General features: G+C 67.7%; 26 protein-coding genes and 1 other RNA gene. 15 read left to right on the top strand and 12 right to left on the bottom strand.

All coding sequences use genetic code 11. From position 1 onward, the window contains the following. Window positions 1–267: 267 nt before the first annotated feature. The 9 genes from ACM2ZB_RS19400 to ACM2ZB_RS19360 form a co-directional block, all read right to left on the bottom strand. On the bottom strand, window positions 268–510 hold the full coding sequence (locus ACM2ZB_RS19400; RefSeq protein WP_079223041.1) for a type B 50S ribosomal protein L31: 243 nt from the start codon (window positions 508–510) through the stop codon (window positions 268–270). Window positions 511–598: 88 nt separating this feature from the next. Next, the gene (locus ACM2ZB_RS19395) at window positions 599–1,537 is read right to left on the bottom strand and encodes a nucleoside hydrolase (protein ID WP_416056635.1); all 939 of its coding nucleotides are present in this window, start codon (window positions 1,535–1,537) and stop codon (window positions 599–601) included. A 254-nt stretch (window positions 1,538–1,791) separates the two neighbouring features. After that, window positions 1,792–3,903, bottom strand: a complete 2,112-nt coding sequence (gene recG / locus ACM2ZB_RS19390) for an ATP-dependent DNA helicase RecG (protein WP_416056634.1) — start codon at window positions 3,901–3,903, stop codon at window positions 1,792–1,794. 7 nt (window positions 3,904–3,910) lie between these two features. Further along, window positions 3,911–4,297, bottom strand: a complete 387-nt coding sequence (locus ACM2ZB_RS19385; protein ID WP_416056633.1) for a RidA family protein — start codon at window positions 4,295–4,297, stop codon at window positions 3,911–3,913. A 206-nt stretch (window positions 4,298–4,503) separates the two neighbouring features. Beyond that, window positions 4,504–6,666 carry a RelA/SpoT family protein gene (locus ACM2ZB_RS19380; protein ID WP_416056632.1) on the bottom strand — a complete coding sequence of 721 codons (2,163 nt, stop codon included), beginning with the start codon at window positions 6,664–6,666 and terminating at the stop codon, window positions 4,504–4,506. Window positions 6,667–6,771: 105 nt separating this feature from the next. Continuing rightward, window positions 6,772–7,071: a DNA-directed RNA polymerase subunit omega gene (rpoZ, locus tag ACM2ZB_RS19375; protein WP_005410877.1), complete on the bottom strand. Its 300-nt coding sequence runs from the start codon at window positions 7,069–7,071 to the stop codon at window positions 6,772–6,774. A gap of 110 nt (window positions 7,072–7,181) precedes the next feature. Next, on the bottom strand, window positions 7,182–7,847 hold the full coding sequence (gmk, locus tag ACM2ZB_RS19370) for a guanylate kinase (RefSeq protein WP_324810385.1): 666 nt from the start codon (window positions 7,845–7,847) through the stop codon (window positions 7,182–7,184). A gap of 199 nt (window positions 7,848–8,046) precedes the next feature. Then, entirely contained in the window at window positions 8,047–8,493 is a 447-nt protein-coding gene (locus ACM2ZB_RS19365) for a hypothetical protein (protein WP_416056631.1), read from the bottom strand. 59 nt (window positions 8,494–8,552) lie between these two features. Then, a complete protein-coding gene (locus tag ACM2ZB_RS19360) occupies window positions 8,553–9,413 on the bottom strand; it encodes a YicC/YloC family endoribonuclease (RefSeq protein WP_416056630.1) in 861 nt (286 codons plus the stop codon). Between the two features lie 124 nt (window positions 9,414–9,537). Between ACM2ZB_RS19360 and rph the strand changes: the two genes are divergently transcribed. The 7 genes from rph to pepQ all read left to right on the top strand — a co-directional run bounded on the left by rph (window position 9,538) and on the right by pepQ (window position 16,760). Next, window positions 9,538–10,263: a ribonuclease PH gene (gene rph / locus ACM2ZB_RS19355; protein ID WP_005410889.1), complete on the top strand. Its 726-nt coding sequence runs from the start codon at window positions 9,538–9,540 to the stop codon at window positions 10,261–10,263. Further along, entirely contained in the window at window positions 10,260–10,646 is a 387-nt protein-coding gene (locus tag ACM2ZB_RS19350) for a VOC family protein (protein ID WP_200733228.1), read from the top strand. Before rph ends, ACM2ZB_RS19350 begins: the two co-directional genes overlap by 4 nt. Beyond that, entirely contained in the window at window positions 10,646–11,242 is a 597-nt protein-coding gene (gene rdgB, locus ACM2ZB_RS19345; protein ID WP_416056629.1) for an RdgB/HAM1 family non-canonical purine NTP pyrophosphatase, read from the top strand. Before ACM2ZB_RS19350 ends, rdgB begins: the two co-directional genes overlap by 1 nt. A 57-nt stretch (window positions 11,243–11,299) precedes the next feature. Further along, window positions 11,300–12,532 (top strand): radical SAM family heme chaperone HemW, encoded by a 1,233-nt coding sequence (gene hemW, locus ACM2ZB_RS19340; protein ID WP_416056628.1) that lies wholly within the window; start codon window positions 11,300–11,302, stop codon window positions 12,530–12,532. 170 nt (window positions 12,533–12,702) lie between these two features. Then, complete coding sequence (locus ACM2ZB_RS19335) at window positions 12,703–14,982, top strand: DUF1631 family protein (RefSeq protein ID WP_416056627.1); 2,280 nt, start codon at window positions 12,703–12,705, stop codon at window positions 14,980–14,982. Further along, window positions 14,979–15,353, top strand: coding sequence for a PilZ domain-containing protein (locus ACM2ZB_RS19330; RefSeq protein WP_313442360.1), 375 nt, complete (start codon window positions 14,979–14,981; stop codon window positions 15,351–15,353). The genes ACM2ZB_RS19335 and ACM2ZB_RS19330 overlap by 4 nt, the downstream gene beginning before the upstream one ends. Window positions 15,354–15,428: 75 nt before the next feature. Beyond that, the gene (pepQ, locus tag ACM2ZB_RS19325; RefSeq protein ID WP_416056626.1) at window positions 15,429–16,760 is read left to right on the top strand and encodes a Xaa-Pro dipeptidase; all 1,332 of its coding nucleotides are present in this window, start codon (window positions 15,429–15,431) and stop codon (window positions 16,758–16,760) included. Between the two features lie 456 nt (window positions 16,761–17,216). On the opposite strand, the gene ACM2ZB_RS19320 is transcribed toward pepQ, so the two are convergent. Both ACM2ZB_RS19320 and ACM2ZB_RS19315 read right to left on the bottom strand, forming a co-directional pair. Next, entirely contained in the window at window positions 17,217–18,539 is a 1,323-nt protein-coding gene (locus tag ACM2ZB_RS19320; protein WP_416058584.1) for an aminopeptidase P N-terminal domain-containing protein, read from the bottom strand. Between the two features lie 5 nt (window positions 18,540–18,544). Further along, window positions 18,545–19,093, bottom strand: coding sequence for a UPF0149 family protein (locus ACM2ZB_RS19315; protein ID WP_108750985.1), 549 nt, complete (start codon window positions 19,091–19,093; stop codon window positions 18,545–18,547). A 152-nt stretch (window positions 19,094–19,245) separates the two neighbouring features. On the opposite strand from ACM2ZB_RS19315, the gene ACM2ZB_RS19310 reads away from it, so the two are divergent. The 8 genes from ACM2ZB_RS19310 to ACM2ZB_RS19275 all read left to right on the top strand — a co-directional run bounded on the left by ACM2ZB_RS19310 (window position 19,246) and on the right by ACM2ZB_RS19275 (window position 23,330). Continuing rightward, window positions 19,246–19,467, top strand: coding sequence for a TIGR02449 family protein (locus tag ACM2ZB_RS19310; RefSeq protein ID WP_079223080.1), 222 nt, complete (start codon window positions 19,246–19,248; stop codon window positions 19,465–19,467). Continuing rightward, window positions 19,464–19,760, top strand: coding sequence for a cell division protein ZapA (locus ACM2ZB_RS19305; RefSeq protein WP_108750986.1), 297 nt, complete (start codon window positions 19,464–19,466; stop codon window positions 19,758–19,760). Before ACM2ZB_RS19310 ends, ACM2ZB_RS19305 begins: the two co-directional genes overlap by 4 nt. 97 nt (window positions 19,761–19,857) lie before the next feature. Further along, window positions 19,858–20,043: non-coding RNA, 6S RNA (gene ssrS / locus ACM2ZB_RS19300), on the top strand. An 84-nt stretch (window positions 20,044–20,127) separates the two neighbouring features. Next, complete coding sequence (locus tag ACM2ZB_RS19295) at window positions 20,128–20,721, top strand: 5-formyltetrahydrofolate cyclo-ligase (RefSeq protein ID WP_416056625.1); 594 nt, start codon at window positions 20,128–20,130, stop codon at window positions 20,719–20,721. Next, window positions 20,718–21,197 (top strand): EVE domain-containing protein, encoded by a 480-nt coding sequence (locus ACM2ZB_RS19290; RefSeq protein WP_416056624.1) that lies wholly within the window; start codon window positions 20,718–20,720, stop codon window positions 21,195–21,197. Before ACM2ZB_RS19295 ends, ACM2ZB_RS19290 begins: the two co-directional genes overlap by 4 nt. A 22-nt stretch (window positions 21,198–21,219) precedes the next feature. Next, complete coding sequence (gene rpiA, locus ACM2ZB_RS19285) at window positions 21,220–21,867, top strand: ribose-5-phosphate isomerase RpiA (protein WP_369040449.1); 648 nt, start codon at window positions 21,220–21,222, stop codon at window positions 21,865–21,867. A 21-nt stretch (window positions 21,868–21,888) separates the two neighbouring features. Continuing rightward, complete coding sequence (locus ACM2ZB_RS19280; protein ID WP_313441437.1) at window positions 21,889–22,332, top strand: DUF192 domain-containing protein; 444 nt, start codon at window positions 21,889–21,891, stop codon at window positions 22,330–22,332. Window positions 22,333–22,484: 152 nt separating this feature from the next. After that, window positions 22,485–23,330 (top strand): SirB1 family protein, encoded by an 846-nt coding sequence (locus ACM2ZB_RS19275; RefSeq protein ID WP_416056623.1) that lies wholly within the window; start codon window positions 22,485–22,487, stop codon window positions 23,328–23,330. 133 nt (window positions 23,331–23,463) lie between these two features. Here the strand turns inward: ACM2ZB_RS19275 and ACM2ZB_RS19270 are convergent, their stop codons facing one another. Beyond that, window positions 23,464–23,688 (bottom strand): rubredoxin, encoded by a 225-nt coding sequence (locus ACM2ZB_RS19270; RefSeq protein WP_313441441.1) that lies wholly within the window; start codon window positions 23,686–23,688, stop codon window positions 23,464–23,466. Window positions 23,689–23,714: the final 26 nt, after the last annotated feature.

The raw sequence follows: 23,714 nt of genomic DNA, 5'->3' as shown, positions 1-23,714 counted from the left end.
GCCCAAGCGCATTGGTCAGGCACGTGAATGACGTCCTCGGCCTGTGCCGGGGATCAGGTCATTATCGCACAGCAGCATTTGTCGGGTGCTAGACGGAAGTCGTAGACGACAGGCAGGGGCAACCCTGCCGGCAAGCGGCCTTGATGGGCAAAGAGGCCATCCCCTGAACGGTCTGTTCCGCCATTCCAAACGCCCGTTGGGTGCGCGCCGGACAAAAACAAACGGCCGCGCAATGCGCGGCCGTCGGTTCGAAGCTGGATCGACGGATCAGCGCGCGTAGCGCTTCTGGAACTTGTCGATACGGCCCGAGGTGTCGATCACCTTGTGCTTGCCCGTGTAGAACGGGTGCGAAGCCGAGGAAATTTCGACCTTGACCAGCGGGTATTCATTACCGTCGGTCCAGGTGGTGGTTTCCTTGGTCGCCATGGTGGAGCGGGTCAGGATCTTGAAATCGGAAGTGACGTCTTCGAAGACGACGTCGCGGTAGTTCGGATGGATATCGGCCTTCATGGGCTCACACCGTAAATGGGCTGGTGGTCAAGAGCGGCATTATAAACACCGGTTGCCGCGCGGGGCAACCGGTGTTTGCGCATCGGGCTCAGTTTGCGCCCAGCGCCTGGCGGACCAGGGCCTCGAAACGGGCCTGGTCGTAGGCCATCAGCAGGTCGCAGTTGTCCGGCTGGCCGGTCTGGCGGTTCCAGTCGACGATGGTGGCACCGCGGCTGAACGTTCCGTTCAGTTCCACGTTCAGCGGCCGCGATTCGACCTGCAGCTGCCCTTCCGGGTTCAGCGCCCAGGCCATGGCCACGGCGTCGGCGGTGTACCAGCGGCCGCCCTTGGCGTCCTCGGACAGCGCGCGGGTCTTGCGCGAGATCAGCTCGTAGAAGCGGGCACGGTCCGAATCGGCCTGCAGCCACTGCTCGGCCTGCTCCAACGGCAGGCCGTGGGCGACGGTGGCTTCCCAGTCCGACACCAGCAGGTGCTTGAAGGAGGTGAACACCACATGCGCCGCTTCCGGGTCGAAGGCGATGTTGAATTCGGCCGCCGGGGTGATGTTGCCGTGGCAGGTGACCGCCCCGCCCATGACCACGATGCGCTTGATGCGCTGGGGCAGGGTCGGGTCCAGCTTCAGCGCCAGTGCCAGGTTGGTCAGCGGGCCCAGCATGACCAGCATCAGCTCGCCGGCGTACTGGTGGGACAGGCGCAGGATGGCCAGCGCGGCGTGTTCGGCTTCAGCCTGGCGGCTGGGCGGCGGCAGGTCCACATCGCCGTAGCCATCGCGGCCATGCACGTGGGCGGCATCCATCGACGGGTACAGCAGCGGATCGGGGCTGCCGGCGAACACCGGCACGTCGGTGCGGCCGACGATGTCGCAGAGCTTGAGGGCGTTGCGGACGGTGTAATCGAGGCCGACATTGCCGGCGGCGATGGTCAGGGCGACCACGTCGTGCCGTTCATCGGCGAAGGCCATCAGCAGGGCCAGGGCGTCGTCCACACCGGGGTCGGTGTCGATCAACAGCGGGATCTTGTGGGTCATCGTTGCCGTCTTCAGATCGGCAACGAAGTGTGGACCGGGTTGATGACCGTTGCAAGACCACCCTGCCCCGCGGGCAGTAGATCCACGCCATGCGTGGATGAACGGGGAAATGGTCGGCCGCGGACTTTGTAGAGTCGAGCCATGCTCGACTCACGCGCGCAGCGCGAAGTAGATCCACGCCATGCGTGGATGAGCGCGCCGGGGAATGGGGTCAGAGCCCTTTGCTGCGCAAAGGGATCTGACCCCTTCGGCACTTACGCCGAGGCGTAGCGCACGGCAGTGCCGATCCAGCGCGCGACCACGCGGTCGGCCAGCGCGGGCTGCTGGTCCAGCAGGCGTTCGGCCAGGTCGTGTACGCCGGGCAACAGGCTGGCGTCGCGGGCCAGGTCGGCAATGCGGAAACCGGCCAGGCCGGTCTGCCGGGTGCCGAGCAGTTCGCCGGGGCCGCGCAGTTCCAGATCCTTTTCGGCAATGACAAATCCATCGTTGGTTTCGCGCATGGTCTGCAGGCGCTCGCGCGCCATCTGCGATAGCGGCGCCTGGTACAGCAGCACGCAGCGCGATACCGCCGAGCCACGGCCGACGCGGCCGCGCAGCTGGTGCAGCTGGGCCAGGCCGAGGCGCTCGGCGTTCTCGATCACCATCAACGAGGCGTTGGGCACGTCCACGCCCACTTCGATCACGGTGGTGGCCACCAGCAGGTCGATCTCACCGGCCTTGAAGGCCACCATCGTCGCCAGTTTTTCCGCCGCCTTCAGCCGGCCGTGCACCAGACCCACGCGCACGCCGGGCAGCAGCGCCTGCAGCGATTCGTAGGTGGCCTGCGCGGGCGTGGCATCCAGCTCTTCGCTTTCTTCGATGAGGGTGCACACCCAGTACACCTGGCGCCCTTCCTGGCAGGCCAACGCAATACGTTCGATCAGTTCGGGGCGGCGGTCGTTGTTCAGCGCCACGGTCTGCACTGGGGTGCGGCCGGGCGGCAGTTCGTCGATGGCCGACACATCCAGGTCCGCGTATTCGGACATGGCCAGCGTGCGCGGAATGGGTGTGGCGGTCATCACCAGCTGGTGCGGCACACTGTGCGCGCCCGCGCCTTTGTCGCGCAGGGCAAGGCGCTGGTGCACGCCGAAGCGATGCTGCTCATCGACGATTGCCAGGGCCAGATCCTGGAACACCACCGCTTCCTGCATCAGCGCGTGGGTGCCGACCACCACTTGGGCTTCGCCGCTGGCCACCTGCTCGATCACCTTGGCGCGGGCCTTGCCGGTGACCTTGCCGGCCAGCCAGCAGACGCGCACGCCCAGCGGTTCCAGCCAGCCGCGCAGATTGTTGAGGTGCTGTTCGGCCAGCAGTTCAGTGGGCGCGGCCAACGCAACCTGCTTGCCCTGCTCCACCGCCAGCATGGCGGCCAATGCGGCCACCACGGTCTTGCCGGAGCCTACGTCGCCCTGCACCAGCCGCAGCATCGGGCTGGGCCGGGCCAGGTCTTCGCGGATCTGCTTGAACACACGCGCCTGAGCGCCGGTCAGCGCAAACGGCAACTGCTTCAGCAGGGCCTTGGCCAGCTTGCCGGGGCCGGCCAGCGGCGGCGCGTGGTGCGCCTGCAACGCAATGCGCTGGCGGCGCAGGCTGAGGTGATGGGCCAGCAGTTCTTCCATCGCCAGGCGCCGCTGCGCCGGGTGGGTGCCGGCAGCCAGCGCGGCCAGGTCGGCATCCGGCGGCGGCCGGTGCACGGTCAGCAGCGCGCTGCGCAGCGATGGCAGGCCCAGGCCATCAAGCCAGCCGCTGGGCAGCAGCTCCAGCGTGCTTTCCTCGGGCAGGCGGTCCAGCGCCTGCCCGATCAGCTTGCGCATGGTCATCGGGCCGACGCCTTCCACGGTGGGATACACCGGGTCGAGGCGGTCACCGAGTTCGGGATCGTCGTTGCGGCCCAGCACCTGATAGCTGGGGTGGACGATTTCCAGGCCCAGGTGGCCCGGCTTGGGCGTGCCGAAGCAGCGCAACCGGTTGCCCACCGCGAACTGGCCGACCTGCTGCTGGCGGAAGTGGAAGAAGCGCAGCACCAGGGTGCCGCGCCCTTCATCCTCCACTGCCACTTTCAGCATGGGCCGGTGGCGCATGCCACGTTCGACAGCCACCACGCGTACATCCACCTGCGCCGGCACGCCGTTGCGCAGGTCTTCAATCAGGGTCAGCCGGGTGCGGTCTTCATAGCGCAGCGGCAGGTGCAGCCACAGATCCTGCAGGGTGGCCAGGCCACGCGCCTGCAGTTTGGCGGCCACGGCCGGGCCCACGCCGGCCAGCATCGCCAGGGATGCTTCGCCGGACGGTGACAGGACCGGGGTGACCGCCGCCTTGCGTGCCACAGGTGGGTCAGTCGATGACCATCACCGCGTCGACCTCGAAGTTGGCGCCCTTCGGCAGGCCGGAGACTTCGATGGTGGAACGGGCCGGGAACGGAGCCTGGAAGTAGTCCTGCATGACCGCGTTGACCTTGGCGAATTCGGCCAGGTCGGTCAGGTACAGGCCCAGGCGCACGACCTTGTCCAGCGAACCGCCGGCGGCTTCGGACACGGCCTTGAGGTTGTCGAAGGCGCGGCGGGCCTGCGCTTCCACGTCACCCACGCCGACGATGTCGCCGGTGGCCGGGTCCAGCGGAATCTGGCCGGAGAAGTACACGGTGTTGCCGGCGCGCACGGCCTGCGAGTACGGGCCGATGGCGGCAGGAGCCTTTTCGGTGTTGATGATCTGGCGGGACATGGTCGCTCCGGTGCGTTGGGGGAAAACAGAGCGGTGATTGTAGCAACCCGGTAGTGCCGGGCCATCATCCACGCATGGCGTGGAGCTACTGCAGTCCGGGCATGTGATGCGCCGCCTGTAGAGCCGAGCCCATGCTCGGCTGCTTCAGGCAAGAGCAGCCGAGCATGGGCTCGGCTCTACAAAAACCATCCACGCATGGGGTGGGGTTATTGCCGGCGTACCGATTGCACCACCGACAGGCGGCGCAGGCGGCGCATGACTTCGGCCAGGTGGTTGCGGTCGCGTACCTGGATGTTGAACGCCAGCACGGCGGCGTTGAAGTCGCGGTCCAGGTAGTCCACCCGTTCGATGTTGGAGTGGCTCTGGGCAATCGCGGCGGCCAATTGCGCCAGCACGCCGGTGCCGTTCTCCACTTCCACCACCAGGGCGGTGTCGTAATCGCCGGACACGGTGGTGTCCCAGCCGATCGGCACCCAGCGCTCGGGCGATTTGCGCAGCTCGGCCAGGTTCGGGCAATCCATGCGGTGCACCACGATGCCCTTGCCGGCGGTGTGGTAGCCCATGATCTCGTCGCCGGGAATCGGCTGGCAGCAGCCGGCGAAGGTGACCACGCCACGCTCGCTGCCGTTGATCAGGATCTTTTCCTGCGAATGGTGGCGCGAATGCGGGCCGCCACGCAGTTCGGCGTAGGCCATCAGCGCCTGCGCGGCCTGGGTCGGCATCCAGTTGCCCAGTGCGACCTCGGCCAGCAGGGCTTCCAGGCGCGGGAAGCGGTGTTCGGCCAGGAAGGCATCCAGGCGGCCCTTGGGCAGGCGTTCCAGCGAGGAATCCATCGCTTCCAGCGCACGGTCGAGCATGCGGTGGCCCAGCTGCACGGCGTCTTCGTGTTCCAGCTGCTTGAGCTGGTGGCGGATGGCGGTGCGCGCCTTGCTGGTCACCACGAATTCCAGCCACTGCGGCTTGGGCGTGGCCGAACGCGCGGTGATGATTTCCACCGACTGCCCGGACACCAGCTTGGTGCGCAACGGCACCAGCTTCTTGTCCACCCGCGAGGCCACCGCCATGTTGCCCACGTCGGTATGCACGGCGTAGGCGAAATCCAGCGCGGTGGAATTGCGCGGCAGGGCCAGGATCTTGCCCTTCGGGGTAAACAGGTAGACCTCGTCCGGGAACAGGTCGACCTTCACGTTGTCGAGGAACTCCAGCGACGAACCGGCGGCGCGCTGCGAATCGATCAGCTCGACGATCCAGGCGTGGGCACGGCTCTGCGCGCTGTTGGGCGAGTCGCCACCGAACTTGTAGGTCCAGTGCGCGGCCACGCCGCGTTCGGCGATCAGGTCCATTTCCTCGGTGCGGATCTGCACTTCGATGGGCGACCCGTACGGTCCGAACAGCACCGTGTGCAGCGACTGGTAGCCGTTGGCCTTGGGAATGGCGATGAAATCGCGGAAGCGGCCGTCCAGCGGCTTGAACGCGGCATGCACCGCGCCCAGCGAGTGGTAGCACTGCGGCACGCCGCGCACGACCAGGCGGAAGCCGAACACATCCATCACCTGGTCGAAGGTTTTGTTCTCGTCGCGCATCTTGTTGTAGATGCTCCACGGGGTCTTGATGCGGCTGACCAGGCGGTGTTCGATGCCTTCCTTGGCCAGCCGCTGCGACAGCTGCACTTCCACCTGCGCCAACGCTTCGCGGCGTACCACCGGCTGGCTGCGGATGTGTTTTTCCAGGATGGCGTGGCGCCACGGGTACAGCGCCTTGAAGCCCAGGTTCTGCAGCTCGCTCTTGACCAGGCTCATGCCCAGACGCTGGGCGATGGGCGCGTAGATCTCCAGCGTTTCGCGGGCGATGCGGCCGCGCGCTTCGCGGCTCTGCGCGCCCAGCGTGCGCATGTTGTGCAGGCGGTCGGCCAGTTTGATCATGATGACGCGCAGGTCGCGCGACATCGCCAGCAGCATCTTGCGGAAGCTCTCGGCGGCCGCTTCCTGGCGGTCGCGGAACTTCAGCTTGTCCAGCTTGGTCACCCCATCGACCAGCTCGGCCACGGCTTCGCCGAACTCGGACGCCAGCTCCTCGCGGGTCAGCGGGGTGTCTTCGATGGTGTCGTGCAGGATCGCGGCGATCAGCGCTTCCACATCCAGGCCAAGCTCGGCCAGCACCTGGGCCACGGCTACCGGATGGGTGATGTAGGGCTCGCCCGACTTGCGCGTCTGCCCAGCATGCGCCGACGCACCGACTTCCCAGGCGCGGCGCAGCAACGGCAGCTGTTCCGGCGGCAGGTAATGGGCGGCGCGTTCAAGCTGGAGGACGTAATCAGGTACGGCCGCGGCGGTGGGCGCGGTTACCTTGGCAGTGGGGCCTGGGTTCATGCTCGAAGCCTATGCCAGCGCGTCGATTACGGCAAATCCTGAATGCGAAACAGCCCGCACGGGGCGGGCTGTTCGGCTATCCAGCAATGACCTTGATCGATGCGATCAATCGTCGTTCTTGGACATGTCTTCGTCGGCGACCACTTCAGCGGCGGCCCATTCCAGCGCTTCGCGCTCGGCACGCTCACGCTCAGCCTTCTCGACTTCGTCGATCAGCGCGTTGTCGATCTTGCGGGCGGCGATTTCGCGCAGCGCCAGCACGGTCGGCTTGTCCTCGGTCTCGCTGTTGTCCAGGGTGGCCTGCACGCCGTTGGCGAGCTGACGGGCACGCTTGGAGGCCATCATGACCAGCTCGAAACGGTTGTTAACGACTTCCAGGCAATCTTCTACGGTGATGCGGGCCATACGGGCTCCCGGCGACCGGTCGGCCGCTCAGTCGAATGAGGGAAAGGGGACGGAGTGTACTGGCAGGGGCTGGACAAAATCAAGCCAACCCCCACCCGATTCTTTTGGAATCAGTCAGTTGCGCCCGCATCGGGAGTCAACAGGGCCTGGATAAGGCCCGCGTGGCGGACCTTCTGGGCCTCCCGGCGCAGGCGGCTGGCGGTGAAGATGGCGCACAGCTCGTCCACGGCGGTGTCGAAGACCTCGTTGACGATGACGTAGTCGAACTCGTTGAAGTGCAGCATTTCATCGCGGGCGGCGCCCAGGCGCTGGGCGATGACCGCCTCGCTGTCCTGGCCGCGCTTGCGCATGCGGTCCTGCAGGGCCTGCTTGGACGGCGGCAGGATGAACACCGTCACCGTGCCCGGCACCAGCTGGCGCACCTGCTGCGCCCCCTGCCAGTCGATTTCCAGCAGCACGTCCTGGCCGGCGGCCAGCTGCGGTTCCACCGACTGGCGGGCGGTGCCCTTCCAGTCGCCGTGTACCCAGGCATGTTCGAAGAAATCGCCGTCGGCGATCATTTCCTCGAACGTCTCGGCGCTGACGAAATGGTAGTGCTGGCCGTTCACCTCACCCGGGCGCATGGCGCGGGAGGTGAAGGAGATGGACAGGGCGATCTGCGGATCACGCGCCAGGGTGGCGTTGACGATGCTGCTCTTGCCGGCGCCCGAAGGGGCGGCAACGATGTACAGCGTGCCGCGCGCAACGGCGGCCGACGGGGTGGACGGGGCACTCATGCGCGGAACCCAAGTTGTTGATTTCGCAAAATTTATCCTCGATGTTCCAGAACCGGCGCGGCGGATCGCGCCAGCACGGCGGGAGCTGCGCGGAACATTCTGGAACCAGGCCCGGCAGATGGCTCCCCGGTGTGCGGGCACGCAACTTTAACAGAGCGGGCCGGGATGGCTGATCCCACCGCCGCAGCAACGCCCGCCCTCAGCGGGGCCGGCGTGCCCTCGCCGCTGCGAACCCCGGAACCGAGCCGCACAACACCGCCTCGACGTCATCCAGCCCCAGGCCGGCATCAAGCGCTTCAAGCACCAGAGACTCACCCAAATACCCGGTGAGCCCGGTGTTGTCGACCAGGCTGCACCAGACCAGCCGGTCAACAGGGCTCAAGCCGTGCTGCTGGTCGAGCCGGGAAGCATGGACAGCGTGCCACCGGCGTCGCCCTGCCCTGTCCTGCCGGTTCCAGTCGCAGCGCGCCGCGTCGACCGCCGCGCGTTGATCGGCATCGAGGCGATTTCCCAGCCGGTCGCAGAAGGCCAGGGCCAGCGCCGCCGTGGCGCGTGCGTCGTTCTCCAGCCCGGCGACATCCAGAACCTCATCCAGCAGGTCCACGGTGGCGCGCATCGCCAGATGGGGATCGTTCGCGTCGTCCATGCGTAGCCGCCTCCAGCAGACCCAATGAGAAAGGGCGCCCGAAGGCGCCCCGCTGCACATCATTCGATGTTCTGCACCTGCTCGCGGATCTGGTCGATCAGCACCTTCAGCTCGACGGCGGCATTGGACGTGCGGCTGTCCACCGACTTCGACCCCAGCGTATTGGCTTCGCGGTTGAACTCCTGCAGCAGGAAGTCCAGGCGGCGGCCCACCGGCTCGCGCTGCTTCAGCACGCGGCGGATCTCGGCGATGTGGCTGCCCAGGCGGTCCAGCTCCTCGTCCACATCCAGCTTCTGCAGCCACATCACCAGTTCCTGCTCGGCACGGCCGGGGTCGACCGGATGCGGCAGGTCAGCGAGGCGGGCGGCCAGCTTGGCGCGTTGTCCGTCGCGAATGGCCGGAATCAGCGTGCGGACGTCGTTGGCGATGCGCTCGATGCCGTCCACGCGCTCGGCAATGGCGGCGGCCAGCTTGTCGCCTTCGCGCTCACGGGCAGCAACGAAGCCGTCCAGCGCCTGGTCCAGCAGCGACAGCGCCTCGGCCTGCAGGGCCGCCGCGTCGGCGGCCTCGCCCTGGGTCACGCCCGGCAGCTGCAGCAGCTCGGTGAAGCTGACCTGCAGGTTGGGGAAATCGGAGGTCAGGCGGTGCGCGAGCTGGCCCAGCTGGCCCAGCAGCGCTTCGTTCACCTGCAGGCTGGCAGCACCTTCCGGCGCGCGCAGGCGCATGACCAGGTCCAGCTTGCCGCGGCTCAGGCGCGCAGCGATGCGCTCGCGCAGCTGCGGTTCAAGCGCACGCAGTTCCTCGGGCAGGCGCGTGCCCACTTCCAGGAACCGGTGGTTGACCGAGCGCAGCTCGCAGCCCAGCGTGCCCCACGGGGTGACGCGCTCGCCGCCGGCATAGGCGGTCATGCTTCGAATCATGGAATGTGTCCGGTGCGTGCAAAGGGGGAATGGTACCCTAGCGCCCTCACCTGAGCCCCCCTGCCCGCCCCGTCAAGGTCGCGGGCACGGCGGCGTACTCCCCTGCCCTTACGGAACCCGCACCATGTCCGATTCGCGCCCCAGTGGCCGCCAGCCCGACCAGCTCCGCCCGGTCGTCATCCAACGCGGCTTCACCCGCCATGCCGAGGGTTCGGTGCTGGTGTGCTTCGGTGAAACCCGCGTGCTGTGCACCGCCAGCGTGGAAAACCGCGTGCCGGGCTTCCTGCGTGGCAAGGGCGAAGGCTGGGTGACCGCCGAATACGGCATGCTGCCGCGCGCCACCCACACCCGCAGCGACCGTGAAGCAGCGCGTGGCAAGCAGGGCGGCCGCACCCTGGAAATCCAGCGCCTGATCGGCCGCAGCCTGCGCGCCTGCGTGGACCGCAACGCGCTGGGCGAACGTACCATCACCCTGGACTGCGACGTGCTGCAGGCCGACGGTGGCACCCGCACCGCCGCCATCACCGGCGCCTACGTGGCCCTGGTCGATGCGGTGAACGTGCTGATGAAGCGCGGCGACATCAAGCGCAACCCGATCCTGGGCGCGGTGGCTGCGGTTTCGGTGGGCGTATACCGCGGCACCCCGGTGCTGGATCTGGATTACGCCGAAGACAGCGACTGCGACACCGACATGAACGTGGTGATGAACGACGGTGGCGGCTTCATCGAACTGCAGGGCACCGCCGAAGGCCATGCCTTCCGCCGCGATGAACTGGACGCGCTGCTGGGCCTGGCCGAAAAGGGTGTGGGCGAACTGCTGGCCGCACAACAGGCGGCGCTGTCGGCATGAACCGCCGCATCGCCCTGACCACCCTGGTGGTGGCCGACTACGACGAAGCCATTGCCTGGTACACCGGCAAGCTCGGCTTCGCCCTGTTGGACGACATCGACCAGGGCAGCAAGCGCTGGGTCGTGGTCGGGCCGACCGACGGCAGCGCTGCCGCCCTGCTGCTGGCCCGCGCCAGCAACGAGGAACAGCGCAGCCGCATCGGCAACCAGACCGGTGGCCGCGTCGGCTTCTTCCTCAACACCGACGATTTCCACCGCGACCACGCGGCGATGGTCGCCGCCGGTGTCGAGTTCCTGGAAGCCCCGCGCGAAGAACCCTATGCCACCGTCGCGGTGTTCCGCGATCTGTACGGCAACACCTGGGACCTGTTGGAGCCCCGCTGATGAAGACGCTTGTGCTTGCCAGCCACAACGCCGGCAAACTGGTGGAAATGCAGGAGATCCTCGCCGACCTGCCGCTGCAGATCACCTCGGCCGCCGAACTGGGCCTGGGTGACGTGGAGGAAACCGGCCTGACCTTCGTCGAGAACGCGCTGCTGAAGGCACGCGCGGCCTGCGAGGCGACCGGCCTGCCGGCACTGGCCGATGATTCGGGCCTGATCGTCGATGCCCTCGGCGGTGCGCCCGGCCTGTACAGCGCGCGCTACGCCGGCCACCCGACCAATGCCGCAGCCAACAACGCCAAGCTGCTGGAAGCGATGACCGAGGTGCCCGATGGCCAACGCAGTGCCCGCTTCTATGCGGTCATCGTGCTGCTGCGCCACGCCACCGACCCGCAGCCGCTGATCTGCGAAGGCCGCTGGGAAGGGCAGATCATCCGCGAACTGCGCGGCACGAATGGTTTTGGCTACAACCCGGTGTTCCTGGATACCAGCCACGGCCTGACCGCTGCGGAAATGGAGCCGGCATTGAAGAATGCCATCAGCCACCGCGCCACCGCCCTGCAGCAGCTCAAGCAGCAGCTGGCCACCTGGCTCTGACGCCTATCTGATTACCCAAGGGAAGCCGGCCAGCGGCCGGCACTACCGATGAAGCCCATGCCGCACGCCCACGACCACTGCAACCACCTGCCCGGCGAAGCCTGTTCCGGCGACCACGCTCACGACACCGCACCGCGCCTGGTACCGCCGCCGCTGTCGCTGTACGTGCACCTGCCGTGGTGCGTGCGCAAATGTCCGTACTGCGATTTCAATTCGCACCAGGCCAAGGGCGAGCTGCCGTTCGAGGCCTACATCGATGCCCTGCTGCGCGACCTCGACCAGGACCTGCCGCTGGTCTGGGGCCGGGTGGTGCACAGCGTGTTCTTCGGTGGCGGCACGCCCAGCCTGTTCCCGCCAGAAGCGATCGACCGCTTCCTGCAGCAGGCCAGCGCGCGCCTGCGCTTCGCGCCCAATGCCGAGATCACCCTGGAAACCAACCCGGGCACCGCCGAACACGGCCGTTTCGACCGCTACCGCGCCGCCGGCGTGAACCGCCTCAGCTTCGGCATCCAGAGCTTCGACGATGCCATGCTCAAGCGCCTGGGCCGCATCCACGACAGCGGCGAAGCCGAGCGCGCGGTGAAGATGGCCCAGGACGCGGGCTACGACAATTTCAACATCGACCTGATGTACGCGCTGCCGGAACAGACCCTGGCCGGTGCCGAGGCCGACCTGGAACGCGCCTTCGCGCTGCAGCCGGCGCACATCTCGCACTACCAGCTGACCCTGGAACCGAACACGGTGTTCTTCGCGCGGCCGCCGCAGGGCATTCCCGATGAAGACAATGCCTGGGACATGCAGGAACACTGCCAGACGCTGCTGGCGCAGGCCGGCTTCGGCCAGTACGAGGTCAGCGCCTATGCCCGGCCGGGCCGGCAGAGCGCACACAACCTGAACTACTGGCGCTTCGGCGATTACCTGGGCATCGGTGCCGGCGCGCACGGCAAGATCAGTTCGGGCGCCGAAGAGCATGTGCTGCGCCGTTGGAAGCTGAAGCACCCGCAGGCCTACCTGGACAGCGCCGGCACCCCGGCCTCGTTCGGTGGCGACGAAGTGATCGCCGCCGAGCGCCTGCCCTTCGAGTACATGCTGAACCTGCTGCGCCTGCATGAGGGCTTCGGCCTGCGCGATTTCGAGTCGCGCACCGGCCTGCCGCGCAGCGTGCTGGATGCCCCGCTGGCCGAAGCCGTGCAGCGCGGCTGGCTGCAGCTGGCCGGCGACCACGTGCAACCGACCGAACTGGGCCGCCGCTTCACCAACGATGTGGTGAGCCTGTTCCTGGAAGATTGAGTCTGCTGCAGCACCGCCGCCGGGCATGGCCCGGCGCTGCCGGATGACAGCGTGGTAGTGCCGGCCGCTGGCCGGCAGACGTCGCCCATATCGTCTCTCAAGTAGCGCCTTCACCGGCCGACACGGTAGATTCGTCCATCGATCCGCGGGAATCCGGAACCCCCTCGCTGATGTCTGCTGCTTTTCCACCGCCTCCTGCCGACGCCGCGCGCCTGGCTGCCACCGACCTGCCACCGCGGGTTCGCGAGCTGCTGGGCGCATTGGTCGGCCTGTGCCACCACACGCTGGCCGCCCCCTTCCTGCTGACCATCGAAGCGCTGGAGCAGGCATTGCTGCACGACGCCGACCATGCGCGCAATCCACAGCAGCAGGCCGACCTGCTGGCCCAGCGCGGGCAACTGCACGCGTTTGCAGGCAACTTCAGCGAACGCATGCTGGAGGCGGTATCGGAGGCACTCACGCGACTGCGCGAGCCCCCTGCGCCAGCAGCGCCGGCAGCGGTACCGCCGCCCCTGCCCGGCATGCTGGGCCTGAGCCTGGTGGCCGAACACGAAGTCGACCGCAACCTGCTGTTGACCGAGATGGTACGCCGTGAGAACCAGCGGTCGGCCAATGCCTTGAACCTGCTGGGCCAGCGCCTGGGCGTGCTGGCCGCTGCGCCGGCCTTCGACACCGAGACCCTGCCGCTGGGCCCGCAGGCCCTGTGCGCGTTGGTGCGCCGGCTGGCCGAACGGGATGGACTGGCCGTCGAGATCCAGCTGCCGCTTTACCGCAGCTTCGAACGCCAGGTGCTGGAACGACTGGGCGACACCCTGGACCGCGCCAATGCCCTGCTGGCGCAGCACGGCGTGCTGCCGGGCCTGGTGTACACGCCTTACCTGGCACGTTCGGCCACCACGCGCCGGGTCATCACCCAGTCGGTCGGTGCCGGCCGCAGCGGGCGGCCGCCGCCGCGTACCCAAGCGCCTGCGTTGACACCGATGACCGGCTGGGGCGGTTCGGCCCCCGCCGGCTCGTGGTCGGGCATGATGCAGGACGCCCTGGCCGAGGCCGGCAGCCCGTCGCCGGGCCTGAATGTTCCCGCCGGCACCGTGCTGCACGAACTGCTGCAACAGGCACGACGCACCCCGGCACCGCCCAGCGACCCCAACGCCGTACCCAGCGCCAGCGTCGATGCGGTGCTGGCGCGCCTGCAGGGCCAGGCCAGCGCCGCCACCAGCGTGACCGACCTGCAGGCCGCCGTGGTTGCCCAGCTGCGCAACGAACACGGTGCCCAGGCCAGCCTGGGCAGCCACGACCGCGACAACCTGGATCTGCTGCGCATGCTGTTGCAGCAGGTCCAGCAGCAGCAGCGGCCGGACCCGGTCCCCGCCGCCCTGCTCGCCCGCCTGCAGATTCCGCTGGCACGCGCAGCGATGGCCGACCCCGGCTTCTTCGTACGCGACGAACATCCGGCCCGCGAACTGCTGAACCATGTGGCCGAAGCCGGCGCCAGCTGGCTTGGCGATGACGACCTGGACCCGCAGCTGCTGCAGCGTCTGGCGCAGAGCGTGCAGAACCTGCTCGGCCAGGATGCGCGCACGCCCGAAGCCTTCGCCGCGGCCAACGAGGAAATCCAGCAGCACCAGCGCGCCGCCGCGCACCGCGCCGAACTGGCCGAACGCCGCCATGTCGAAGCCGCGCGTGGCAAGGAACGGCTGGAACTGGCCCGCCAGCAGGCCAACGCGCAGATCGACCAGTGCTGCGACCGGCAGGCACCGCCGCGCTTCGTGCAGACCCTGCTGCGCCAGGCCTGGGCCGATGCGCTCACCCTTACCCGTCTGCGCCACGGCGAGGATTCGCCACAGTGGCAGGAACGCCTGCAGCAGACCGAACGGATCACCCGGGTCACCGCCGAAGCCGCAGGCGAAGACGCCAGCACCGACGCGCCGCTGGCTGCCGAAGTGGAAGCGGCGCTGCTGCAGGTCGGTTACCACGCCGAAGAAGCCGCCGCGGTCGCCCGCCGCCTGGCCACGCCCGGCGGCGAGGACGAAAGCACCTCGCGCACCGAACTGAGCGCGCGCCTGAAGGCCCATGCGCGCCTGGGCGAGCACGCAGGCCCGCGCCAGGCCACCGACAGCACACCGCGCAGCGAGGCTGAGGAAGCCTGCTACCAGCAACTGGCCAACCTGCCCTTCGGCAGCTGGTTCGACATCGACGGCGGCGAAGGCACGATGCGCCGCCAGCGGCTGTCCTGGTACAGCCTGTTGACCGGCCACGTGCTGTTCGTCAACGCGCGCGGGCAGAAGATCGGCGAAACCCACATGGATGCGCTGGCCCGGCAGATGAGTGCAGGTCACGCGCAGCTGGTCACCGAGGAAAAGGGCCGCTTGGTCGACCGCGCCTGGCAGGCCAGCTTGTCCGCTCTGCGTGCCCTGGCCGGCCGCTTCAGCCAGGATCACACCGCATGAACCAGCCGACGCCCCAGGACACCCGCCGCGCACCACGCCGCCAGGTGGCCGACCTGGTCCCGGTGACCGACCAGATGCGCGAGTGCGTAGTGGGCCGCCTTGGCAATGTGTCCGAGACCGGCATGCTGATGCTGTCCAGCACGGCCCTGCGCGACGATGCGCTGTACCAGTTCCGGTTCCCGCTGGCGATGGCCGATGGCCGCAGCGAGGCGATCGACGTGGGCGTGCACCTGCTGTGGAGCGAGCCGGCGCACGCGCCTGGGCAGAGCTGGGCGGGTTTCCGTTTCCTGACCCTGTCGCGCGAACATCGGCAGCTGCTGCGCCACTGGATCGGCGAGGACAGCGACGAGACGCCGGTTTCGACAGGCTGAGTGCCGGTTCCAGCACAGCGGTTTTTCGCCGTATGCGGCAGAATCTAAGGCCGTTTTCCGTGTCGAGCCACCGCAATGATCCAGCAAGACCCCGGCGCCCTGTATTCCGACCACCTGGCCGTGCTGTGCCGACGCGCCGAACAGGCGCTGGCCCGCGGCGGCTTCGACCACCTGGTGGTGCCCAGCGGCACCCTGCACTACCACGTGTTCGACGACCGCGATTACCCGTATGCGGTGAACCCGCAGTTCAAGGCCTGGCTGCCGCTCACCCGCGTGCCCAACAGCTGGGTGGTGTTCACCCCCGGCAAGCGCCCGGCGGTGATCTTCCACCAGCCGTTCGACTACTGGCACGTGGTGCCCGATGCGCCCAGCGGCTGGTGGGTGGAACACTTCGACATCCACATCATCCGCAAGCCGGAAGACGCGTTGGCCCTGCTGCCGTCCGACCCGTCGCGCTGCGCGATCCTGGGTGAGCCGCAGAGCACGCTGGGCGCCTACGTGCCGAACAATCCGGCACCGGTGGTCAATTACCTGGAATGGCACCGCGCCTGCAAGACGCCGCATGAGATCGCCCTGATGCGCCAGGCGCAGGTGCTGGGCGTGCGCGGCCACCGCGCCGCCGAGGCCGCCTTCCGCAACGGTGCCGATGAATTCAACATCCACATGGCCTACTGCCAGGCCGTCGGCCAGGATGCCAGCGAACTGCCCTACGGCAACATCGTGGCCCTGAACGAACACGCCGCCGTGCTGCACTACACCGAACTGGGCCGCACCGCGCCGCAGCCGCTGCGCAGCTTCCTGATCGATGCCGGCGCCAGCGCGCACGGCTACGCCAGCGACATCACCCGCACCTACGCGGCCAAGGGCCACGACGAATTCGCCGCGATGATCGAAGCCGTCGACGCTGCCCAGCAGCAGATGTGTGCGGCGGTGCGTGCCGGCTTCGACTACAAGCAGCTGCACGTGGATGCGCACCTGTCGCTGATGGGCGTGCTGAAGGACTTCGGCGTCATCAGGGTTTCGCCGCAGACCGCGCTGGAAACCGGCGTCAGCGCTGCGTTCTTCCCGCACGGCATCGGCCACCTGATCGGCCTGCAGGTGCATGACGTGGCCGGTTTTGCGGCCAGCGAAGAAGGCGGCCGCATCGAGCGCCCGGCCGGCCACCCCTACCTGCGCCTGACCCGCGTGCTGGAACCGGGCATGGTGGTGACCATCGAACCGGGCCTGTATTTCATCGACATGCTGCTGGATGAAGTGAAGGCAGCCGGCCATGGCGATGCGGTCAACTGGGACCGCGTGGACTTCTTCCGCCCGTATGGCGGCATCCGCATTGAAGACGAAGTGCTGTGCACCGGGGGCGAGGCGGACAACCTGACGCGGCCGGAGTTTGCTGCGGCCAACGGCTGAGCCCCTCGTGGCTGGGCGCTGGGTTCAGAAAGCCGCGCTTGGCCGGGCAAGGTGGGTTTGCGGGACACGCCGTGAACCCATCCTCCCCCGCCTGTGACAGTTCCCGTGCGCGTCCAGCCACGCAGAACAATGTAGAGCCGAGCCATGCTCGGCGGCTTTTCACCGGGAAAATCCCGCGCTTCGCGCGCAAGTCGAGCATGGATCGACTCTACAGAAGTGCATCATCCACGCATGGCGTGGATCTACTGGCCGCCGGCCAACTGTCGAAGGCGGGGCGGTGTGGGTGGGCAGGACCGCAGGCGCCATGGATGGCGCCTACGAGCCCCCATGGAAGGGTTTACGGCGTGTCCTGACCACTCACACCGCCCCGCCATCCCACGGAAAGCCGCTCTGGCTCTGGCTCTGGCCGTTGCATTGAGCAGGTGCAGGGCTGCAAGCCCTGCCACCCAGAAACCCTCAACCCGCCATCACCGCTTCAATCTCGTCAGCGCTGCGCGCCAGGCCTTCAGTCAACACGCGATGGCCATCGTCGGTGATCAGCACGTCATCCTCGGTGCGGATGCCGATGCCGCGCCAGCGCGGTTCCACCGTCGTGTCATCCACGCCGATGTACAGCCCCGGTTCTATGGTGAACGCCATGCCCGGTTCGAGCAGGCGTGAATCGCCAGCCAGGCGGTAATCGCCCACGTCGTGCACGTCCAGGCCGATCCAGTGCCCGGTCTTGTGCCGGTAGAAGCGCTGGTACAGGCCTTCGGACAGGTTCTTTTCCAGCGTGCCCTTCAGCAGGCCCAGCCGCAGCAAGCCCTCGGTCAGGGTCTGCACCGCCGCCAGATGACCGGTCTCGTACGGCACGCCCGGCTTGGCCTGGGCCAGCGCCGCCGCCTGCGCGTCACCCACCAGGTCGTGCAGCGCGCGCTGCTCGGCGCTGAAGCGACCATTCACCGGGAACGTGCGGGTGATGTCGCTGGCGTAGCCGCGGTACTCGGCCCCGGCATCGATCAGCACCAGCTCGCCATCGCGCGAACGTGCGTTGTTGTCGCGGTAATGCAGGATACACGCGTTGCGGCCGGCTCCGACAATGCTGCTGTAGGCCGGCACCGCATCGCTGGCGCGGAACACGCGCTCCAATTCGGCCTGCAGTTCGTACTCGTGGATGCCCGCCTTCGCCGCGCGCATTGCCGCCAGGTGCGCACGCACGCTGATCTGCGCGGCGTGATGCATCAGCGCCGCCTCGGCACCGGATTTGAACAGCCGCTGCTCATGCAGCAGATGCCCCAGTTCCAGGAACTCATGCGGCGGCTGCGCACCGTGGCGCACCTGCGAGCGCACGCGGTTGACCCAGCCGATCAGCTTCAGGTCGAAGTCCGCATCGCGGCCGAAGTGGTAATAGACGCGCGACCGCCCTTCCAGCAGGCCCGGCAGGATGTCGTCCAGGTCGTCGATCGGGTAGGCATCGTCCATGCCGTACTGCGCCACCGCGCCGTCCTGGCCCGCACGACCGCCGTCCCAGGCTTCGCGCTCGGCGTCGCGCTCGCGGCAGAACAGGATGGCCTCGCCGTGGCGGCGGCCGGGAATCAGCACCAGCACCGCTTCCGGTTCGGGGAAGCCGCTCAGGTACTGGAAGTCCGAATCCTGCCGGTACGGGTAATGCGTATCCAGGCTGCGCACCTTCTCCGATGCGGCCGGCAGCACCAGGATCGCGTCGTCGCCGGCCATGTCCATCAGCTGGCGGCGGCGACGCTTGTACTCGCCGGCCGCGATGCCGGTGCGCTGCTTGATATCCATCAGTTCAGGCGCTGGCGGTGGCGCGCGGCCAGCACCACATCGCCGTGCAGCAGCAGCACCGCCACGCGGATGAATTCCTCGATTTCCGACAGCGCCTCGTCATCGTCCTCGCCACCGGCCTCGAAATCCTCGCTGGAGGCACGCGCCAGGCTGGCCATGTCGGTCAGCGCTTCCTCGCCCTCTTCGGACAGGGTGGGACGGCGGCCGCCGCTGCCCAGGCCGAAGCCACCCAGGAACGAACGGGTCCAGCTGAACATGGCATCGGCCTGCGCGGCCACGTCGTCGTTGTCGGTCAGCAGCAGTTCGAAGGCGAAATCGCGGTCTTCCAGCTGCTTGATGGTGGCTTCCAGCAGCTGCGCCAGCGCGCTGCCGGGGGCGACCGGGGCCAGATTGTCGTCGGCCAGCACGCGGGCCGGCCAGTCGTTGCCGGGGGCGCCGCCGGCGGCCAGCCAGCCGCACAGGCCGCCATGCAGCTCGGCAGCGGTGGCGCCCAGGCCCAGTTCCTGGCTGGCGCGGGAAACGTCGTCGACGGAGGGAAGTTCGGTCATCGTGCGGCTCGTTCGTAAGGGAAACCCCGGGGCGCGCACGCGCGCGCCCGTGAGCCCTGTAGTGTAGCAACCCAACCGGGTCCTCCCCGTGGCAGTCCGGCCCTGCTGCGACAACGCTTGACCGCCCTCACCCGGCTTGCCTATCGTGCGGCATGGAACCCGCCGACCCCCTTGCCCAGCTGCAGGCTTTTGCCGCCCGCGTGGAAGCGCTGCTGGAGCGCAACCAGCGCCTGGCCGAGGAGAACCGCAGCCTGCGCCACCAGCAGGAACAGCTGGTGGCCGAGCGGTCCACCCTGCTGGCCAAGAACGAACAGGCCCGCTCGCGGGTGGAAGCGATGATCAGCCGGCTCAAATCCCTGGAGCAGCACACATGAGCGCCGAACCGGTCAGTGTCCGCATCCTCGATCGTGAATACACCGTGGGCGTGGGCGGCGATGAACGCGACAGCCTGATGGCCGCCGCGCGCCTGCTGGATGCACGCATGCGCGAAATCCGTGGCAGCAACCGCATGGCCGCCGTCGATCGGGTGGCGGTGCTGGCCGCACTGAACCTGGCCCATGAGCTGCAACTGCTGCGCGACGAGAACGCGCGCCAGGCGGTGGCCCTGCAGCAGACGCTGGCCGATCTGAACCGGCGCCTGGACCGCGCGATCGATAGCAGCGTGTGAGCAACGCGCCCAACGCGTCTTCTCATATCTGAATTGGCACGGACTGTTGCCGACGAACGGCCTATCCAGATCGTGCACGCTGGCTATAATGGCCACGCGTTCTCTGCGGTACTCGACGGCATGTGCAAACATTCGCCTTGTCCCTTAAGAACGACACCGGGAGCGCGACAGCGCCGGGAGTGCAGGTCCGCCTTGTAGCGGGAAGCCCGATGGTACTCCAGCGTTCCCACTTGAGCCCCCGGGTTCAAGGTCGTTTCGCATGCATCGACATTGCGGAGAATGCAATATTCCAGCAAGGGCGGCGTCTTCGGGCGTCGCCCTTGTTCTTTCCGGCACAATGACGGCTGTTCCCCCGCCGCACGCTGCCATGACCGACCCGCGACAGGCCCTGCGCCACGACCTGCGGCAACGCCGCCGCGATCTTTCCGCGCCCGCGCGCATCGCCGCCGCCGAATCACTGGCCGATGCCCTGCTCGCCCTGCCCTTCGCCCCGCGCACCGGCCCGGTGGCCGGCTACTGGGCGCTGGATGGCGAGATTGCCCTGCACCGCTGGCAGCTGCAGCTGCCAGACACCGTGGCCTATTGCCTGCCGGTGCTGGCCGGCGATGTACTGCGCTTTGCACCGTGGCGCCCGGGCCAGCCGCTGACCAGCAACTGCTACGGCATTCCCGAACCGGACGTGGCGCTGGCAGACACCCTGGAACCGGCGCAGATGGCCCTGGTGGTGACCCCGCTGGTCGGCTTCGACGCGCAGTGCCGGCGGCTGGGCATGGGGGGCGGCTGGTATGATCGCAGCTTCGCCTTCCGCCACGACCGGCCGGCGCCGCCCTGGCTGGTCGGTGCTGCGTTCGCGGTGCAGCAGGTCGAGTCCTTGCCGGTGGCGTCGTGGGACGTGCCGGTGGATGCGATCTGCACCGAAGACGGCACCCTGTTCCCCTCCGCTGCCCCTGTGAACGCATGACCGCCCGCAAGCGCTACTGGCTGATGAAGTCCGAACCGGACGCTTTTTCCATCGATGACCTGGCCAAGGTGAAGGTCGAGCCCTGGAACGGGGTCCGCAACTACCAGGCGCGCAACTTCATGCGCGATGGCATGCAGGTGGGCGACGGCATCCTGTTCTACCACTCCAATACCAAGGTGCCGGGCATCGTCGGCCTGGCCACGGTGCACAGCGCGGCCTACCCGGACGATACCCAGTTCGACCCGAAATCCGATTACCACGACCCCAAGAGCACGCGCGAAAACCCGCGCTGGATGCTGGTGGACGTCGCCTTCGACCGCAAGCTCAAGCAGGTGATCACGCTGGACGAGATCAAGCTGCACGCCGAGGAGCTCGGCGAGGGCTTCCCGCTGGTTGCCAAGGGCAACCGCCTGTCGGTGTTCCCGGTGACGGCCGCGCAGTGGAAGCTGCTGCTGTCGCTGGAAAAGAAATCCTGATTCCCTGCCTGAGAGTTTTCCCATGTCCGAAGCCAAGCGCCTGGCCGCCGAAAAGGCCATCGAATACGTCGAAGACGGCATGATCGTCGGGGTCGGCACCGGGTCCACCGTGGCCTACTTCATCGATGCGCTGGCCCGCATCCAGCACCGCATCAAGGGCGCGGTGTCCAGTTCGGAACAGAGCACCGCGCGCCTGAAGCAGCACGGCATCGAGGTGATCGAGCTGAACCACACCGGCACCCTGTCGCTGTACGTGGACGGCGCAGATGAGTGCGATCCGGGCAAGTGCCTGATCAAGGGCGGTGGCGCGGCGCTGACCCGCGAAAAGATCATCGCCGAGGCCAGCGAGCGTTTCGTCTGCATCGTCGATCCCAGCAAGCAGGTGCCGGTGCTGGGCCGGTTCCCGCTGCCGGTGGAAGTGATCCCGATGGCGCGCAGCCTGGTGGCCCGACAGATCCGCGACATGACCGGCGGCCAGCCGACCTGGCGCGAGGGCGTGGTGACCGACAACGGCAACCAGATCCTGGACATCCACAACCTGCAGATCACCGATCCGGAAAAGCTGGAGCGCGAGCTCAACCAGCTGCCGGGCGTGGTCTGCGTGGGCCTGTTCGCCCGCCGTCGCGCCGATGTGGTGATCGTCGGCGGCGAGCCGCCGGTCGTGCTCTGATTCGCTGCCAAGGACGCTGACATGTCGCTGCGCTCGCTGCTGATCCTCCCCCTGCTGGCCCTGACCGGCTGCGCCACCGATGCCGCCCGCCACTGGGTGGAGCTGGACGGCGCCCGTTACCAGGTGGAGCTGGCCACCAATGATGAAACCCGTGCGCGCGGGTTGATGTTCCGCGACCAGATGCCGGTCGACCACGGCATGCTGTTCATCCACGACCGCGAGGAAATGCAGGCGTACTGGATGAAGAACACCAAGATCGCGCTGGACATCCTGTACTTCGACAGCGAGCGCAGGCTGGTCAGCCAGCAGCGCGACGTGCCGCCGTGCTCGGCCGGCGACATGTGCCCGCCCTACCCCAGCGGCGGCCCGGCGCGGTACGTGCTGGAGCTCAACGCCGGGCAGGCGGAGAAGCTGAAGCTGAAGGACGGCACGGAGCTGGGCTTCGGCCCCGGCATCGAAAAATAAGGGTCGGCCGGGCTGCGCCCGGCACCCGCGATCGGAACCCGGGGTCGGATCCCTTTCGCCTGCGAAAGGGCTCTGCCCCCGTTTCTTCATGGCGATGTTCTTTTCACGCCACACCGCTTGAAACCGCTTGCGAATGCCGCCAGTCTGTGAACATGCAGGACCGGATCACACTCCCCGACTGGGATGCACTGGCCGACCTCGATGACGAGGCGCTGCCACTGCTGCCAACCGCGTTGCTGATCGCGCGCGATGAATACCCCGACCTGCAGCCCGGCGTGTACGACGCGCTGGTACAGAGCCATGTCGACCACCTGCGCGCGGAAGTGGACACCATCGAGCGCTGGCCGTTGAAGATGGCCGCGGTCAACCGCCACCTGTTCGACGAACTGGGCTACAGCGGCGACCACCAGGAGTACTACGACCCGCGCAACAGCTACCTCAACCAGGTATTCGAGCGCCGCCTGGGCAATCCCATCTCGCTGGCCCTGGTGCAGATGGAAGTCGCCCGGCGCCTGGGTATTCCACTCGACGGCGTGTCCTTCCCCGGCCACTTCCTGGTGCGCCTGCCGGTGGACGACGGCGTGCTGGTGATGGACCCGTTCAATGGCGGGCGTCCGCTGGATGTGGATGAGCTGCGCGAGCGCGCCAAGTCACACCTCGGCGGGCAGGCCCCGGACGACCAGGTGCTGGCACAGATCCTGGACCCGGCGCCCAGCCGCGCCATCCTCATCCGCATGCTGCGCAACCTGCACGGCGTCTACGCCGAAGCCAGTGAATGGGACCGCGCCGCGCGCAGTGCCGACCGCCTGCTGAAGCTGGCCCCGGAACAGGACGATGCGCTGCGCGATCGTGGCCTGGCCTACCTGCAGCTGGACTACGTGGCGGGCGCCCGCCACGACCTGGGCCAGTACCTGCGCCGCAACCCCGAGGCCAGTGATGCGCAGTGGCTGCGCGAGAAGCTGATCGATCTGGGCGGGCCGATGCCACGGCTGCATTGAGTAGAGTCGAGCTTGCTCGACTGCCATGGATACTTCAGTCGAGCAAGCTCGACTCTACCGCGCTGCGTCGGGCCGCTTTCGCAGCGGCCGGTTCATATCGGTAGCGCCGGGCGATGCCCGGCAGCCCGTGCGATCAATCGATCTCGACCATCTCGAAATCGTCCTTGGTCACCCCGCAATCCGGGCAGGTCCAGGTCTCGGGAATGTCTTCCCAGCGCGTGCCCGGGGCGATGCCCTCTTCCGGCAGCCCGTCCGCTTCACGGTAGATGAAGCCGCAGACCACGCACATCCAGGTACGCAAGGTGGTGGGGGTGGCATCGATCATCGGATAATCAGGGCTGGATTCACGGGCTGCCATTGTCCCATCGCGGCCCACTCACCGGT

Source organism: Stenotrophomonas maltophilia, from assembly GCF_047782825.1.
Lineage (GTDB): Bacteria > Pseudomonadota > Gammaproteobacteria > Xanthomonadales > Xanthomonadaceae > Stenotrophomonas.
This window is presented reverse-complemented; position numbering and strand designations above follow the sequence as displayed.